Here is a 15,971-nt window from a genome sequence, read left to right as displayed (position 1 = left end):
TCACTCACAGCTACCGAACGGCTGATGACGCTTGGCGCATCTTCGCCGAAAAGACAATGCCGGGCCGTCGCAGAGGACGCAACGGCCCGGAATGGGCCTCATTGGAGAAGCGGGCCGATGCGGTCGCCGAACAGGCCGACGATGCCGATGAAAATAAGATAGAGCGCTACCACGATGTTCAGCAGGCGCGGAAAGATCAGGATCAGAATGCCGGCGATCAAAGCGACCAGCGGCTGAATGACGATGAGATTGACGTCCATGCAAGGCTCCTTCGCGGGCAGCGAGCCCGCGGGCCGGCGCCGCCACGGCGCCTGACGCGAGCTCGACAATAACGTGCCGAGGAAGGATTAAGTTTCGCTCGATTTGAGACGAAATGAGCGCGGCGGCGCGCCTTTATGCGCGCCATGCCACCCCTATCCGGCGATTTGCGAGAAATCCGCCACCGTCCGCGTTGCCGCGCGGATGGCATTCAACAGCTTCAGCCGGTTCTCGCGGAGCGCGGGATCATCGGCATTGACGGTGACCTTGTCGAAGAACTGGTCGACCGGGTTGCGCAGGCGGCTCAAGGCGCGCATGGCACCCTCGAAATCCTCCTCGGCGACCGCGGCACGCGCCCCCTCCTCGGCCACCCGCAGCGCCTCGATGAGCGCCCGCTCCTCCTCCTCACCCGCGTTGAGGATGAGCGCAGCGTCAGGCGGCGCATCATAAGCGCGGCCGTCCTTCTTCTCCTCGATCCGCAGGATATTGGCGGCACGCTTGGTTGCGGCGAGCAGATTCTTTCCGTCTTCGGTGTCGAGGAACCGCCCGAGCGCCTCCACGCGCCGGACGATCATGAGGAGGTCGTCTTGGATGCTGCCTTGCACGCCACTTCCGCTCCCCTCCCCCGATCGAGAGGCTTGACGGCCACCGCTCCCCTCCCCCTTGCGGGGAGGGGTAAGGGGTGGGGGTGCCTCAGGGGTAGCGCCTCGGTTTGAACCACCCCCCTCCGGCCGCTGCGCAGCCACCTCCCCCGCAAGGGGGGAGGAAGACCGCGTCGCGCCCAAGGCCAGCACGGCGTCGATGAGATCATGCCGCGCGCCCTTCTCGCGGAGATAGACTTTTAAACGGTCAATAGAGAACTTGAAATTCTCCTCTGTCTCCCGCTCGACGACCCATTTAATGTGTTCTTCAAGGTAACTCTGAAGTTCGCCACGCGCTTCTTCTTCAGAGGACCGGCGCCCCACCGAAGTAGCTATTAGAGTAGTATCGCCATAGTACGCTTCAGCAACCAAATCGATGTCCGGAACAACTCCTCGCACCTCACCGCGACCGGTCAGTCCGATTCGAAGCGCCGTCTCAAAAATTCCGGGAAGAGAAGCACGAATGCTCCTCTCGAGCAGAATTCGGATTACCCCCAGCGCCGCTCTTCTCAGCGCATAGGGATCCTTGCTCCCCGTCGGCTTCTCGTCGATCGCCCAGAAGCCGACGAGGGTGTCGAGCTTATCGGCGAGCGCCACGGCGACGGCGACCGGGTCGGTCGGCACCCGGTCGGACGGGCCCTGCGGCTTGTAGTGATCCTCGATCGCCGCGGCGACGCTCGGGTCTTCGCCCTGGGCCTCGGCATAGTAGCGGCCCATCAGGCCCTGCAGCTCCGGAAACTCGCCGACCATCTCCGTGACGAGATCGGCCTTGGCGAGGCGCGCGGCGCGCTCGACCTTGACGACGTCTGCGCCGACGACGGGCGCGAGCTCGCGGGCAAGCGCCACGATGCGCTCCACGCGCTCGCCCTGGGTGCCAAGCTTCTCGTGGAAGATCACGCCGAGATGGGCGAGCTTCGCCATGCGCTGGTCGAGGGGCTTGGCGAGATCGAGCCCGAGCCGCTCCGCCTCGGCGGCATAAGTCGCAGCGTCCGGCAGCGGCCTCTTGTCCGTCTCCCAGAAGAACTTGGCGTCGGAGAGCCGGGCGCGCACGACGCGGGCATTGCCGGCAGCGATGGCCGCGCCGCCGTCCGTCGCCTCGATATTGGCGACGAGGATGAATTTGTTGGCGAGGGTTTCGCCCCTCCCCCCTGCGGGGAGGGTCTTCAGCACGAAGCACTTCTGATTGGCGCGGATCGTGGCGCGGATCACCTCCGGCGGGATATCCAAAAAGGCTTCCTCGAAGGTGCCGACGAGCACGACAGGCCATTCGACGAGCCCGGCGACCTCTTCGAGCAGCCCCTCGTCCTCGACGACTTCCAGCCCCTGGGCGAAGGCGAGGTTCTTGGCCTCGTTCAGGATGCGGCGCTTGCGCTCGTCGAGGTCGAGCACGACCTTGGCGCGTTCGAGCGCCGCGACATAGTCGTCGAAGCGACGCACCAGGATCGGCTCGGGTCCGGCCATGAAGCGATGACCGCGGGTGACATCGGAGCTCGCGATGCCGTCGACCTCGAAACGGACGACCTCGGGCGCCTCGGTCTCCGGGCCGAAGGTGGCGAGAATCGACTGGAGCGGGCGCACCCAGCGGAGCGAGCCGGGCTCAGCGGAGGCCGCGCCCCAGCGCATGGACTTCGGCCAGGGAAAGCCGCGGATAATCTCCGGCAGGATCTCGGCGAGCACCTCCGGCGTCTCGCGTCCCGGCCGCTCGGTGACCGCGACGTAGAACTCGCCCTTCTTGCCGTCGCTGACGATCTTGGCCTGGTCGATGGAGGTGAGCCCGGCGCTCTTCAGGAAGCCCTGGAGGGCCTGCTCCGGCGCGCCGACGCGCGGGCCCTTGCGCTCCTCCTTCACGTCCGGCTGCTTGGCCGGCAGACCGACGATGTGGAGCGCCAGCCGGCGCGGCGTGGCAAAGCCCTGCGCGCCCTCATAAAGGAGCCCGCGCTCGACGAGCGCATCGGTGACGCGCTTCTTCAGATCCTCCGCCGCCCGGCGCTGCATGCGGGCGGGGATTTCTTCGGACAGGAGTTCGAGAAGGAAATCGGGCATGGGATCCTGCGCTTCTTTATGGCTCAGCGCTTGTCAGTTGCCCCTCCCCCCGGCAACTCGGATTCATCCGAGTTGCCCTTTTGACATGCGGAAATCGGGTAAACCCGATTTCCGTGGGGAGGGGTAAGGGGTGGGGGTGGGTCAGTCTTGTCGACAGCGGCGCGGATCGTCTCCAGCACGCTGTCAGGGTGGGATAGGACATCGGCGTTCCAGAAGCGCAGCACGCGATAGCCGTGGCTTTCGATCACCCGGGTGCGGAGCGCATCGCGCCGGGCGTGATCGGCCTCCGCATGCTGGCTGCCGTCGAGCTCGACGACGAGCCCCAGGCGATGCGAGGCGAAATCCGCGATATAGGGGCCGATCACCACCTGCCGCCGGAAATGCGTGCCGATGAGCGGCATCTTGCGGCGCAAATGCCACCAGAGCTCCCGTTCCGCATCGGTCTGCTCACGGCGCAGCCGCCGCGCGCGTTCGCGCGACGATGCGAGGGCCTCTTTCGGGGTCGAGTGTTTGGGCATCGCCGCTCCCCCACTCCTTACCCCTCCCCACAAGGGGGAGGGGCGCAGTGCGCGTCGAGTTTCAACGACATAGGGTCCAGCGGTTCGCTATCGCCGTGAGCGGGATTGATCGCAGCGCTGCAGTCGCCCCTCCCCCTTGTGGGGAGGGGTAAGGAGTGGGGGAGCGGCGATGCCATCATGCCGCCCCACCCGCTTCGGTCTTGAGCCAGGCCGCGCCACAGGCCTTGGCGAGATCGCGGACGCGCAGGATGTAGCTCTGCCGTTCGGTGACGGAGATCACGCCGCGCGCATCGAGCAGATTGAAGACGTGGCTCGCCTTGATGCACTGGTCATAGGCGGGCAACGCGAGCATGTGCCGCTCGCTCTCGGACTTCGGCTCGCCGGCCTCCAGCAGCCGCTTGCACTCGGCCTCGGCATCGCGGAAATGCCGAAAGAGCATCTCGGTATCGGCATATTCGAAGTTATGCCGCGAATATTCCTGCTCGGCCTGCAGGAAGACGTCGCCGTAGGTCACCTTCTCGGCGCCGCTGCGGCCGTTGAAATTGAGGTCGTAGACGTTCTCGACGCCTTGCACATACATGGCGAGCCGCTCGAGCCCGTATGTCAGTTCACCGGCCACCGGCGCGCATTCGAAGCCCGCCACCTGCTGGAAATAAGTGAACTGCGAAACCTCCATGCCGTCGCACCAGCACTCCCAGCCGAGCCCCCAGGCGCCGAGCGTCGGGCTCTCCCAGTCGTCCTCGACGAAGCGGATGTCGTGCAGCCGTGCATCGACGCCGATGGCTTCGAGCGAGGCGAGATAGAGCTCCTGCAGGTTCGGGGGGTTCGGCTTCAGGATGACCTGGAATTGGTAGTAGTGCTGCAGGCGGTTGGGGTTCTCGCCGTAGCGGCCGTCCTTCGGCCGGCGCGAGGGCTGCACATAGGCCGCTTTCCAGGGCCTCGGCCCGAGCGCGCGCAGGGTCGTTGCGGGATGGAAGGTACCGGCGCCGACTTCCATGTCGTAGGGCTGCAGGATGGCGCAGCCCTGCCCCGCCCAGAAGCTCTGGAGCGTGAGGATCAGCCCCTGGAAGGAGCGCGTCGGATTCATGAAATCGGGCGCGTTCATCGCCGAACCTTGCATCTTTGGACGGTGGCCTCGAAGCCGGCGCACCCTAGCCGGGGGCGAGCCCAAGTCAACAGCGTCAGGTCATGATGTGGGGCTTACGCGAGTACGACCGACGCCTCGCCACGGTGGACCGCTTCGGCCTCGACCGTAAAGCGGCCATCCGGCTCGTGCAGCACGAGGCCGTGGAGCAGGCGCAAGGGAGCGCGGCTTCCCTTGACGCCGCCGACGAGGAGACGCGTCGCCGGCTCCCCGGCACGCGGATAGACAGGCTTGAGGGCAATCGCCCCGAAGCGCCCGGCAAGTCCGGTGAGGATCGCCTGAAGCGCGGGCGCTTCGTGGATCATGACGAGCCGCCCGCCCGGAGCGGCGAGATCGGCGGCGGTTCTCAGCCAAGCTTCGAGCGCCGCTTCGTCCATCACATGGGCCGCCCGCCGGCCGGCATCCGGTGAGGCGCGGACCCGCCCCCGCGCAAAGAAGGGCGGATTGGTGACGACCATGTCGGCCGAATGGGACAGGAGCCCGCCTGCCCGGCGTGTCGCGGCCGGCGCAAGCACGTCCGCTTCCACAACCTCAACCCGACCGTCGAGCCCGTTCGCCGCGACATTGTCCCGAGCCAGTGCCACAAGCGCCGGCTCGCGCTCGACGAGGCGCACCCGGGCGGCCGGTGAGGCCTGCGCCACCGCAAGCCCGACCGTGCCGACGCCTGCGCCGAGATCGACCACATGCGCCGCCCCCACATCGCCCGCGGCCGCGGCCAGAAGCACCGCATCGGTGCCGGCGCGGTGCCCACGGCGCGGCTGGATCAGCCGCAATCGGCCGCCGAACAGGCTATCGGTGGTGCATGCATCCGGACCGACGGCGCTAGCCATCACGCAATTCCGCGGCGAAGCCCGCTTCGACGAGGAGCGCGCGGGCGCCTTCCGCCTCGTCCTGGCGGACGAGCAGGCGCCGCTGCAAGGCGCCGACCGAGCCTTCGAGAACGCTCATATGGCCGTCGGCCACGAAGACCTGAAAGCCGGCGCCGCGCAGCAGGGCCTCCACGGCGCCGAGGAGCACGATGTCATTGGTGCGGATCAGTTCGATCATCCCACCCTTGTGCCACGGCGCGTGCGAAAAGTCCGCCGGCATCGCAGCACCTCGCCTGCGTTGGGGGGGCCTTGCGGCAATGCGCGAGGTTGCGATGACGGCGCTCGGCGTGCATGGTCTGCCGCGACGGGCGCCGCGGCCCTATGCGGCGTATGTCAGGTGGAGGGTGGGATCGTGGGCGTTGTCGTCCCTTTCGAGGAAAAGCCGCAGGAGCGCGGTAGCATCGATGGCCTCATCGAGCTCGTTGCCGAGCGCATGGACCGTGTGAACAGCCTCATCCTGTCGCGCACGGGCTCCGACGTCACGATGATTCCCGAGGTTGCGAACCACCTGATCTCGTCCGGCGGCAAACGACTCCGGCCCATGCTGACGCTGGCGACCGCCGTCTTATCCGGCTACGACGGCGAGGGCGACGTCAAGCTCGCGGCCAGCGTCGAGTTCATGCATACCGCGACGCTCCTTCACGATGATGTGGTCGACGAGAGCGATATGCGCCGCGGGAAGCTCGCCGCACGCATGCTCTGGGGCAACGAGGCGAGCGTGCTCGTCGGTGATTTTCTGCTCGGCCAGGCTTTCAAGATGATGGTCGAGGTCGGCTCGCTCGAAGCGCTCGGCGTGCTCGCCAATGCGGCTGCCGTCATTGCCGAGGGCGAGGTGTGGCAACTGGCAGCTGCCAAGAATACGGCGACTACTGAAGACGACTACCTTTCGGTCGTCAGGGCGAAGACGGCGGCGCTCTTTGCCGCCGCAGCGGAAGTTGGCCCCATCCTGGCCGACCGTCCCAAGCCCGAGCGGGCCGCCTGCCGCAGCTATGGGACCAATCTCGGCATCGCCTTCCAGCTCGTCGACGATGCGCTCGATTATGGCGGCGCCGCGGCCCAACTCGGCAAGAATGTCGGCGACGATTTCCGCGAGGGCAAGATCACCCTGCCGGTCGTGCTCTCCTTCCGCCGCGGGACGAGCGAGGAGCGCAGCTTCTGGCGGCGTACGCTCGAACAGGGACAGGTGGAGGACGGCGATCTGGAGACGGCGATCGCCATCATGCGCCGGCACAGGGCGCTGGAGGACACCATCGAGCGCGCCCGCCACTATGGCGCGATGGCGCGCGACGCGCTGGAACTCTTCCAGGACAGCCCTATGCGCAAGGCGCTGCTCGACACCGTGGATTTCTGCATCGCCCGGGCGCATTAGCCGTTTTCGGCATGGCTCGGATGGTTTGGCTCCAGCCGTCTACCACGGACTGCGGCCTTCGCGGTCCGTCACATGCGCACGATCAAACCTTCGGCTTGCAGGAGGCCGCCGATGCGCTTGCGTCCGAAATCCTTTCAGAAACGCAGGTAATTCTGTTTTTATCCAAGTACTTCTGCGGAACAGGCTACGTCATCCGCGCAAATCGCAAGCTGAATCTTCTCCAGAGACAACAGCCGCAAGTGATATTGCCCGCCCATGCGCAACGCGTGGGAGACATATATGTCATATACCGAGATCGACGCAGACAGGCGGGAAGTCTTCCTAGCGCATACCCACGATCTGTCGATCGCCATCCAGCCGCCAGCTTGCGGCTGGATGGGTTCGGAAACATCTGCCGAGGTTGGGGCGAGTTATGTCACGGAACCGGACGAACCGATCATCGGCCTGATCAGTTCTCCCCGTCCCATGCCGATTCAGGTCGACAGGAGCTTGGTCAGCGAATTGGTGCGGATCTTCATAGGTTCCGCGCGCCCTTGGGATTTTGCGAACGGAAGTGAAGGACCATTTTACACCGACTTTGCTCACTGGGGGCTTTCGAACGGAGTTCCCGTACTGAGGGCGGTCACCGCAAAGCCCATGTACCTGGGTGAGGTCCTCGATCTCGATTCGGCCGTACCGACCTTGATCCCGTTCGATGCCCGCCATGCGACCTTCCCTCAAGCCGTCGCGACCGCGAAAACGCTCATCAGCCCCGAAGCCCCTTATCTGTTCTCCTGGCGAGACAAGCATTTCATTCTTGCAGCGCGATCTTCAACCGACAGCGACGGCATCTACGGCGACGACTGGGCCTTCTTCGGAAATGAGCGATCGCTCCTGGCCGCTATAGAGTTGCGCGATCACCTCATCAGGGCCCCAGAGCCTCGAACCGTCGACGTCGGTACGCTCCCCTATGTCGTCGAACTGGCCGGCTGCCGCGCCGGGACAGACGGTAAGCCCCTGCTCACGATCGAGAATTTCGGGACGGACGACAGCCTCCTCTTCAACGGCAAGGTCGTGACGCTCGCAAAGCCGATCGACATCGAGGCGCATGTGGATGCGGTGCTGGCGAGTTTGGTCGGCGAGGACCGGCTCGAAAGCGTCAAGGCACTAACGCTCGACGATCTGTTCGCCGCGGTCATGGCGAGGGTACCGCTCAAATTCATGTCGGGCAGCGCCCCGACCACCTCCATCTTCGATGCTCTCGAGGACCTCGGCTGGCAGGTCGGAATCGGCAGAGCGCTCGTTGCGGCGACGGGAGACTCCGGCGAGGCGCTCTCCGCAGAAACGCTCGTCGCGACCAAAGCCATCCTGAATTTGGTGCGGACAAAAACGGTCACATCATCAGTCGAGGGGGCCGGCAACACCTCCCGCGAATGGCAAGAGACCATCGGGCAGATCACTTTATGCGATGCGGTCAAGGCCGGAGCGAACGACGGTGAGTCTGTTGCAGCAGCTTTCCAGGCCGGCCGCGAGGCGCAGCAGTCATGCGCGAGCGTGGAGCCCGAAGGCCTCGACGCGGTTTCGCAGCACACGCAGACGCCATTGAGAACGGAGACCTTCGGTGGTGTCGGCATTCCGATTTTTCTGCCGGAGGTGAAGAGCGACGGCGCGGGCAATGCACCGACAGCGGCATCGATTCTCGATGCGGTTCTCGGAGCGGCGCTGAGCGAGTTGCGACTCGCCTATCTGCCTGGCGAGCGGCAAGACACCATCGGTGAGATCTTGCCGGCGCTTCTGACGGAGGTGGCACAATCGGCCTTTCTGCGGCAACCGGTCTCCATGGTCCCCTGGGCCGGGCCCATGTTCGAAGTGCCGCCGCATGATGAGATCGTGACCATCAAGCTGCGCGACCGCACTTACGTGATCGCACCGGACGGCTCGACGGTCGAACTGAGGCGAGCGGCGGATGCGGTGTTTTCCGGGGCGGCAGTGCCAGAATTCCTGCCGACGGCCCAAACGGAGGATGACCTTCTCGCCGCGGAGCTAGTCGGGCGAGCCTCCCCGCCTTGCGATTGTGACGCTCTCATGTGACCGGCGACGACATCAGCGTCGTCGATAAGGCGGCTGGTTGCCGCGCCATTGGTGCGCCTGCCCTTTTCGCATTTGAAGTTGCACGACCTCGATGTCATCAAGGCAGGCAGTGCAACGCCGGTTAGAGCCCATGCTGAACGACCCTCGCTCCCACGGCCTGTGGGAAGAGACAGCCCCGCAGGCACCGCCCACGACGCGCGCGCAAGGCACGCTCGAAGCGGACGTGGTCGTGGTCGGGGCAGGCTTCACCGGCCTGTCGGCTGCGCTTCATCTCGCCGATGGCGGCGCGCGGGTCGTCGTGCTGGAAGCGACGGAGATCGGGTTCGGCGGCTCCGGCCGCAATGTCGGGCTCGTCAATGCCGGGATGTGGGTGATGCCGGACGATCTGCCGGCCGCCCTCGGCCCGGACTATGGCGAGCGGCTGCTCACCCTCCTCGGCGATGCCCCGCGGCTCGTTTTTTCACTCATCGATAAGCATGGCATCGCCTGCGATTCCGTGCAGAGGGGGACGCTGCATTGCGCCGTCGGTGAGGAAGGGCTCAAGGAGATCGAGCAGCGCGCGGCGCAGTGGCAGGCGCGCGGCGCGCCGGTCGAGCTGCTCGATGCGGCAGAGGCGGCGCAGAAGACCGGTTCCACCGCCTATCGCGGGGCGCTGCTCGACCGGCGGGCGGGCACCATCCAGCCGCTCGCCTATGTGCGCGGGCTTGCCGCGGCTGCCATCGACGCCGGCGCCGTGCTCTTCACCGGCAGCCCGGTAACGGGCGCCGAGCGCAGCGGCGAACGGTGTCGCCTCAGCACGCCGGCGGCGACGATCAGCGCCGACTGGGTGATCGTGGCGACCAATGCCTATACCGGCACGCCCTGGCCGGAGATCCGCACCGAGCTCGTGCATCTGCCCTATTTCAACATGGCGACCGAACCCCTCGGCGATAATCTCCAGCGGACGATCCTGCCGGAGCGCCAGGGCGCCTGGGATACGCGGGAGGTGCTGAGCTCCTTCCGCTTCGATCGCGATGGCCGCTTGGTCTTCGGCAGCGTGGGAGCGCTGCGCGGCACGGGCACCGCCGTGCACGAGGCCTGGGCGAAGCGTGCGCTGGCCAAGCTCTTTCCGCAGCTCGGGCCGGTGCGCTTCGTCGCGCGCTGGTACGGCAAGATCGGCATGACGGCCGACAACCTGCCGAAATTCCATCGGCTTGCGCCGAATGTGATCAGCTTCAGCGGCTATAACGGCCGCGGTATCGCACCCGGCACGGCTTTCGGCCGCGTCCTCGCCGAGCATATCGGCGGTCGCCTCGCCGAAAAGGATCTGCCGTTACCGGTGACGGCACCGACCGAAGCACCCCTGCGGCGGCTCAAGGAAGCTTTTTACGAAGTCGGCGCGCAGGCCGCCCATCTGGTGGACGCGCGCCTGTAGCCTACCGCAGCACCGTCGGTTTGACCCACCATGCCGGTCGAAGTGCGGCGATATGCCGGGCAGCCCGGCTCGCGGTTCGGCAGTCGTCGAACAGGCCGAAGACGGTCGCACCCGAGCCGGACATCCGTGCGAGGCGGCAGTCGGAATGCTCACGCAACAGCGCCAAGGCTTCGCCGATCGCGGGAGCAGCGGCAAGCGCCGGCGCCTCGAGATCATTCCGTCCGGCGGCAAGCGCTGCGATGAATGTGGGGGGCGGCAGCTTCGTTTCGACGAGCGGATGAGCCGCCCCTGCCCTCTCCTCGCCGGGTGCAAGGCCCAGCCCGCGAAAGACCATTGCGGTTTCCAAGACCACACCGGGGTTGACGAGCACCGCAAAGAGCGGCGGCAGCGTGAGTGCCGGGCCGAGCTCCTCACCCGCGCCGCGCATCATTCGCGCCGTTGCGGCAAGGCATACGGGGACATCGGCGCCCGTGGCACGCGCGGCCGCGACGAGCCGCGGATCGTCGCGCGCAAGGCCGTTCACTTCGGCAAGAAGGCGCAGCGCTGCCGCGGCATCGGCCGAACCGCCGCCGATGCCGGCTGCGATGGGGAGGCGCTTCAGGAGGGTAAAGGCGCCGAGCACGAGCCCCGGCACTTCTCCAGCCAAGGCGAGGGCGGCCCTGAGCACGAGATTGCCGTCGCCGGCCGCGATCTCGCCGGCGCGGGGACCAGCAAGCGCCAAAGACAAGCCTTTGCCGGACCGGAGCGTCAGATCGTCCGAGACGCCGGCAAAGGCCACCAGGCTTTCGAGCGCGTGGTAGCCGTCCGCACGGCGACCGAGGACATGGAGCGTCAGATTGACCTTGGCCGGCGCACGTGTCGCCAGCCGCCCATCACCAGTTTGAAGGACAATGGCCCTGGTCATGAAGGACCGCGGCGTCAGCCGCCGTTCTTGTCCTTCGTCTCGCCACCGGCAGGTTCCTTGACCTCGGCTGCAGCGGGCTTTTCCTCGTCCGGCAAGCCGTCCTTGATCTTCTGCACGATCTTGGCGAGATCTTCGGGCTCGGGGTTCAGATCGCGAGCATGGTTCCACTGGAACTTGGCCTCGAGCCGGCGCCCAACCCGCCAATAGGCATCGCCCAAATGGTCGTTGATGGTGGGGTCGGAGGGCTTGAGGTCGATGGCCTTTTCCAGCTCGCGCACGGCATCGTCGTAGCGGCCCATGCGATAGTAGGCCCATCCGAGGCTGTCGACGATGAAGCCGTCGCGGGGACGCAGCTCCACCGCGCGTTTCAGCATCTGGAAGGCCTCGTCGATATTCATGCCCTTATCGACCCAGGAATAGCCGAGGTAGTTGAGGATGAGCGCGCGATCGCGCCCGATCGACTCCGGCGCGAGATCCAGCGCCTTCTTGAAGTCGGCCTCGGCCTTGGGCCACCGCTTCGAGCGTTCGTAAGCGATGCCGCGGAAATAGAACAGCGACCAGTTGCCCATATCGGGCGTGCCGAGGGCGTCGATCGCCTTGGTATAGGTTTCGGCCGATTCGGCGTAGCGCTTGCGCTTCTGCAGGATGCCGCCGAGCGCCGAGAGTGCCTCCACATCGGTCGGGTTGCGCTCGACATCGCCCTTGAGATAGGCGATCGCCTCGTCCGGCTTTTCGAGCGCATCCAGGGACATGGCGACCTGGACGTCGGCATGCGCCTTGAGCGGCGAATCGCCAGGCAGCGTCTTATAGAGCGCGATGGCCTCATCATATTGTTTCAGGCGCTCGAGGATGTCGCCCAGCGTGATCTTCGCGAGTTCGTGATCCGGAGCAAGGAACAGCGCGAGCCTCAGATAGATCATCGCGGCGACCTCGTCGCCCTGGCTGTTGCCAGCGGCTCCCAAGCCGTAGAGCACTTCGGCCGCACCCTGCTGGGGGGTCTCGACCAGCGGCCGCAAAGGCTTGCCCGCCTTGAGATCGGCGAGGGCTGCGCGCACCACCGGGTGACGCGGCATCAGCTTCTCGAAAGCCTCATAGGCGGCGATCGCATTGTCCTTCTGGCCGCGGCCCGCTTCGAGCCGCGCATAGGCGTCGACGACGCGCAACGTCGTGCGCTCCGCATTATAGGCGGCGGTGAGACGCTGCTCGGCCTCCTTATCGTCACCGCGCAGCGCGGCGATCAGGCCGGCGTGATAGTCCCGGAAGACGTTATAGGAGCTCTCGCCCTTGAGCCGCTCGACCGTGGAGATTGCCTGCTTCAGATTGCCTGATCCCGCCCAGCTCCAGGCGGTGAGGAGCGTCGCAGTAATATCGGCGGCATAGCCCCGCCCACCGCGCGCCAGCTCGCGTCGCGCGGTGGCATAGCGCTTGGCCTCGATATTCTTCACCCCGAGCGTAAGCCGGGCGAGACCGTTGTTCGGTTCGCGCCTTACGATGAAGTCGGCCGCCTTGAAGGCTTCCGGCATGGCGCCATCCGCGAGAAAGGCGACGAAGGCCCGCTCCACGAGTTCCGGATTGCGCGGGTCGTCCTTGAGGGTTTCGCGGAAATAGGTGGCGGCCGCATTGGTGTCGCCGGCCGAACCGGCCACGATGGCGGCGAGAAAATCGCCCTCCAGGCTCTCGGCCTTGGGAAGCTCGATATTCGTCTGAGGTTCCTCGGCGGCGCGCGCCGCTACCGCAGGCAGGGGCAAGCCGACGCCAGCGGCGACGAGAAGGGAGGCTATGGCAACAAGGCGCCGACGCGCCAGCGATGTGATCACGTGTGTTGTCCGAAGTCGCACGCCCAAAGGGCCCAATATAGGGTTCCCGGGTAGCATGACGGTTTTGGCGGATGGGGGCAAGGCGCCGCTCTGTCGCCGGGGTCTTTCGCTCTTCACATGTTCGGATAGTTCGGGCCGCCTCCACCCTCCGGTGGAACCCAGGTGATGTTCTGGGCGGGGTCCTTGATGTCGCAGGTTTTGCAGTGCACGCAATTCTGCGCATTGATGACGAAACGGGGATCCTTCCGGTTGGCCTCGTCGTCATAGACGATCTCATAGACCCCGGCCGGGCAATAGAGCCGCGCCGGCTCGCCATAGAGCGGCAGGTTCTGCGCCACCGGGATGCTCGGGTCGGCGAGCCTCAGGTGAACGGGCTGGTTCTCCTCGTGATTCGTGTTCGACAGAAAGACCGATGACAGCTTGTCGAAGGAGAGGACGCCGTCCGGCTTCGGATAGACGATTGGCCGCACCCGGTCGATCGGCTTCAGCGTGGCATGGTCCGGCTTGCCGTGCTTCAGCGTGCCGAAGAGCGAAAAGCCGAAGAGCTCATTGGTCCACATGTCCATCCCGCCGAGGGCGACACCGGCGGCCGTGCCGAAGCGCGACCACAGCGGCTTGACGTTGCGCACGCGCTTCAAATCGCGACCGATGGCCGAGTTGCGCCAGCCTTCCTCATAGCCGGCGAGTTCGTCGTGGCTGCGCCCGGCGGTGAGCGCGGCAAAGGCCTCCTCCGCCGCCTGCATGCCGGAGAGGACCGCGTTGTGGCTGCCCTTGATGCGCGGCACATTGACGAAGCCGGCCGCGCAGCCGATCAGCGCGCCACCAGGAAAGACGAGCTTCGGCACCGACTGAAGGCCGCCCTCGGTGATGGCACGCGAACCATAGGCGATACGGCGGCCGCCCGCGAAGACCTCGCGAATCATCGGATGCGTCTTGAAGCGCTGGAATTCATCGAAGGGCGACAGGGTCGGATTCTCGTAGTTCAGATGGACCACGAAGCCCACGGCCACCAGGTGGTCGTCGAAGTGATAGAGGAACGAGCCGCCGCCTGTTCGGTTGTCGAGCGGCCAGCCGAAGCTGTGCTGCACCAGACCCGGACGGAACTGCTCGGGCGCCACCTGCCAGAGCTCCTTCAGGCCGATGCCGAATTTCTGCGGCTCCCGGCCTGCCTGCAGATCGAAGCGCTTGATGAGCTCCTTGCTCAAGCTGCCGCGCGCGCCTTCCCCGAAGAGCGTGTAGCGGCCGCGCAGCTCCATGCCGCGGGTGAAATCCGCCTTCGGTTCGCCGTCGCGGCCGACACCCATGTCACCGGTCGCAATGCCCGCGACCTCGCCGCCTTCACCGAACAGCACTTCGGTGGCGGCGAAGCCGGGATAGATCTCGACGCCGAGCGCCTCGGCGCGCTGTGCGAGATAGCGCGCGACATTGCCAAGCGAGCCGACGAAATTGCCGTGATTGTTCATCAGCCGCGGCATCATCACATTGGGCAGACGGACGCCGCCCGCCGGGCCGAGCCAATAGAAACGGTCTGCACTCACTTCTGTTTTCAGAGGCCGCTCGGGATCCTCGCGCCAGTCGGGCAACAGATTGTCGAGGCCGGAAGGATCGATCACGGCGCCGGACAGAATATGGGCGCCGACTTCGGAGCCTTTCTCCACCACGACGACCGAGACCTCCTGCCCCGCGTCAGCGGCGAGCTGTTTCAGACGAATGGCCGCCGCGAGCCCCGCGGGCCCCGCCCCGACGATGACGACGTCGTAGTCCATTGCCTCCCGAGCGGGCAGCTCCATGCCTTTATCCTTCTGTCCTCAAGCGCTTGCCGGGAAAACTCGATTGCCACATTTTCGATGCCAGTGAAACCATCGAGCCGCACTATTGCCGACGACAGATCGGCGCTGATCGAGGTGCAGTCTCGCTGGTCATTTCTGCCGTACCTGACGTAACATAGGGCATGTCCTTTCACGTTCAGGATCTTCAGGCCATCGAGGCGCTCATCGCCTTCTATGCCGAGGCGGGCATCGAGTTCGCCTTGGACGAGGAGCCGCACGACCGTTTTGCCGAAACGGAAGCGGAAGGTCGCGCGCGGGCGGCGCGAGCGAGCGAGGCGGCCGGCGACAACCGCGGCGCGCGAGCCGCACCGGCCGGGGCGAGCCCGGAGCCGAACCGTCCGCCGCCCTTCCCGCAGGGCGCCGAGACCGCCGATGATGCAGCACTTGCGGCCCGCGCCGAGGCACGGGCGGCGCAGAGCATGGAGGAGTTGCGGGAGCGCCTTGCCGCCTTCGACGCCTGCGGCTTGAAACGTACCGCCAAGAATCTCGTCTTCGCTGACGGCAACCCGCAAGCCCGTGTCATGCTCGTCGGCGAGGCACCGGGCCGCGACGAGGATCTCCAAGGCCTGCCCTTCGTCGGCCGTTCCGGGCAATTGCTCGATCGCATGCTGGCGACCATCGGGCTCGACCGCACACAGGTTTATATCGCCAATATCGTTCCCTGGCGGCCGCCGGGCAATCGCACGCCGACGCCGCAGGAATCGGCGATGTGCCAGCCCTTCCTCAAGCGACAGATCGAACTCTGCGATCCCGACATCCTGGTCTGCCTCGGCGGTCCTTCCGCCCAGGCCCTGCTCGGGCTGACCGAGGGTATTCTGCGCAGCCGCGGCAAATGGTTCTCCTATGACACCGGACGCCGCACCATCCGCGCGCTGGCGACGCTCCACCCCGCCTACCTCCTGCGCCAGCCCTTGCAGAAACGGCTCGCCTGGCGTGACCTGCGTGCCCTGCAGAAGGCTCTCCAGGAATTGCCGCCGCGCGTTGACTGACGCTGCGGCATTTTGCACTGCGGCATTTTTGCCGTGAGACAATACGCCGAGCGGATTAGCAGCAGAAGAGGTCGCCTGAAACCCGCTTTTATGGTCGAATAGGTTA

13 protein-coding genes are annotated in these 15,971 nt (G+C 65.9%); 4 read left to right on the top strand and 9 right to left on the bottom strand.

What is annotated here, in order from left to right:
• Nucleotides 1-98 precede the first annotated feature (98 nt).
• The 6 genes from ACFQU1_RS19935 to ACFQU1_RS19910 form a co-directional block, all read right to left on the bottom strand.
• Nucleotides 99-260 (bottom strand): DUF3096 domain-containing protein, encoded by a 162-nt coding sequence (locus ACFQU1_RS19935; protein WP_378135923.1) that lies wholly within the window; start codon nt 258-260, stop codon nt 99-101.
• 153 nt (nt 261-413) lie between these two features.
• Nucleotides 414-2,942: a glycine--tRNA ligase subunit beta gene (gene glyS / locus ACFQU1_RS19930; protein WP_378135921.1), complete on the bottom strand. Its 2,529-nt coding sequence runs from the start codon at nt 2,940-2,942 to the stop codon at nt 414-416.
• Between the two features lie 23 nt (nt 2,943-2,965).
• Nucleotides 2,966-3,460, bottom strand: a complete 495-nt coding sequence (locus ACFQU1_RS19925) for an endonuclease domain-containing protein (protein WP_378135919.1) — start codon at nt 3,458-3,460, stop codon at nt 2,966-2,968.
• A 175-nt stretch (nt 3,461-3,635) separates the two neighbouring features.
• Nucleotides 3,636-4,547: a glycine--tRNA ligase subunit alpha gene (locus ACFQU1_RS19920; protein ID WP_378136785.1), complete on the bottom strand. Its 912-nt coding sequence runs from the start codon at nt 4,545-4,547 to the stop codon at nt 3,636-3,638.
• 113 nt (nt 4,548-4,660) lie between these two features.
• Nucleotides 4,661-5,434 carry a tRNA1(Val) (adenine(37)-N6)-methyltransferase gene (locus tag ACFQU1_RS19915; RefSeq protein WP_378135917.1) on the bottom strand — a complete coding sequence of 258 codons (774 nt, stop codon included), beginning with the start codon at nt 5,432-5,434 and terminating at the stop codon, nt 4,661-4,663.
• A complete protein-coding gene (locus tag ACFQU1_RS19910; RefSeq protein ID WP_378135915.1) occupies nt 5,427-5,651 on the bottom strand; it encodes a DUF2007 domain-containing protein in 225 nt (74 codons plus the stop codon). Before ACFQU1_RS19910 ends, ACFQU1_RS19915 begins: the two co-directional genes overlap by 8 nt.
• Nucleotides 5,652-5,825: 174 nt before the next feature.
• Between ACFQU1_RS19910 and ACFQU1_RS19905 the strand changes: the two genes are divergently transcribed.
• From ACFQU1_RS19905 to ACFQU1_RS19895, 3 genes are all read left to right on the top strand, one after another.
• Nucleotides 5,826-6,842, top strand: coding sequence for a polyprenyl synthetase family protein (locus ACFQU1_RS19905; protein ID WP_378135913.1), 1,017 nt, complete (start codon nt 5,826-5,828; stop codon nt 6,840-6,842).
• Nucleotides 6,843-7,478: 636 nt separating this feature from the next.
• Nucleotides 7,479-8,912 (top strand): hypothetical protein, encoded by a 1,434-nt coding sequence (locus ACFQU1_RS19900; protein ID WP_378135911.1) that lies wholly within the window; start codon nt 7,479-7,481, stop codon nt 8,910-8,912.
• A 130-nt stretch (nt 8,913-9,042) separates the two neighbouring features.
• A complete protein-coding gene (locus ACFQU1_RS19895; protein WP_378135909.1) occupies nt 9,043-10,326 on the top strand; it encodes an NAD(P)/FAD-dependent oxidoreductase in 1,284 nt (427 codons plus the stop codon).
• A 1-nt stretch (nt 10,327) separates the two neighbouring features.
• Here ACFQU1_RS19895 and ACFQU1_RS19890 read toward each other — a convergent pair whose 3' ends face one another.
• From ACFQU1_RS19890 to ACFQU1_RS19880, 3 genes are all read right to left on the bottom strand, one after another.
• Nucleotides 10,328-11,230 carry a 4-(cytidine 5'-diphospho)-2-C-methyl-D-erythritol kinase gene (locus tag ACFQU1_RS19890; protein ID WP_378135907.1) on the bottom strand — a complete coding sequence of 301 codons (903 nt, stop codon included), beginning with the start codon at nt 11,228-11,230 and terminating at the stop codon, nt 10,328-10,330.
• Between the two features lie 14 nt (nt 11,231-11,244).
• On the bottom strand, nt 11,245-13,047 hold the full coding sequence (locus tag ACFQU1_RS19885) for a tetratricopeptide repeat protein (protein ID WP_378135905.1): 1,803 nt from the start codon (nt 13,045-13,047) through the stop codon (nt 11,245-11,247).
• A gap of 113 nt (nt 13,048-13,160) precedes the next feature.
• On the bottom strand, nt 13,161-14,837 hold the full coding sequence (locus tag ACFQU1_RS19880; protein WP_378135903.1) for an electron transfer flavoprotein-ubiquinone oxidoreductase: 1,677 nt from the start codon (nt 14,835-14,837) through the stop codon (nt 13,161-13,163).
• 161 nt (nt 14,838-14,998) lie between these two features.
• Between ACFQU1_RS19880 and ACFQU1_RS19875 the strand changes: the two genes are divergently transcribed.
• Nucleotides 14,999-15,865 (top strand): uracil-DNA glycosylase family protein, encoded by an 867-nt coding sequence (locus ACFQU1_RS19875; RefSeq protein ID WP_378135901.1) that lies wholly within the window; start codon nt 14,999-15,001, stop codon nt 15,863-15,865.
• Nucleotides 15,866-15,971 lie beyond the last annotated feature (106 nt).

It is taken from the genome of Chelatococcus sp. GCM10030263 (assembly GCF_042666455.1).
GTDB lineage: Bacteria > Pseudomonadota > Alphaproteobacteria > Rhizobiales > Beijerinckiaceae > Chelatococcus.
Note: the sequence above shows the minus strand (reverse complement) of the source record. Positions and strands in the feature narration are given on the sequence as shown.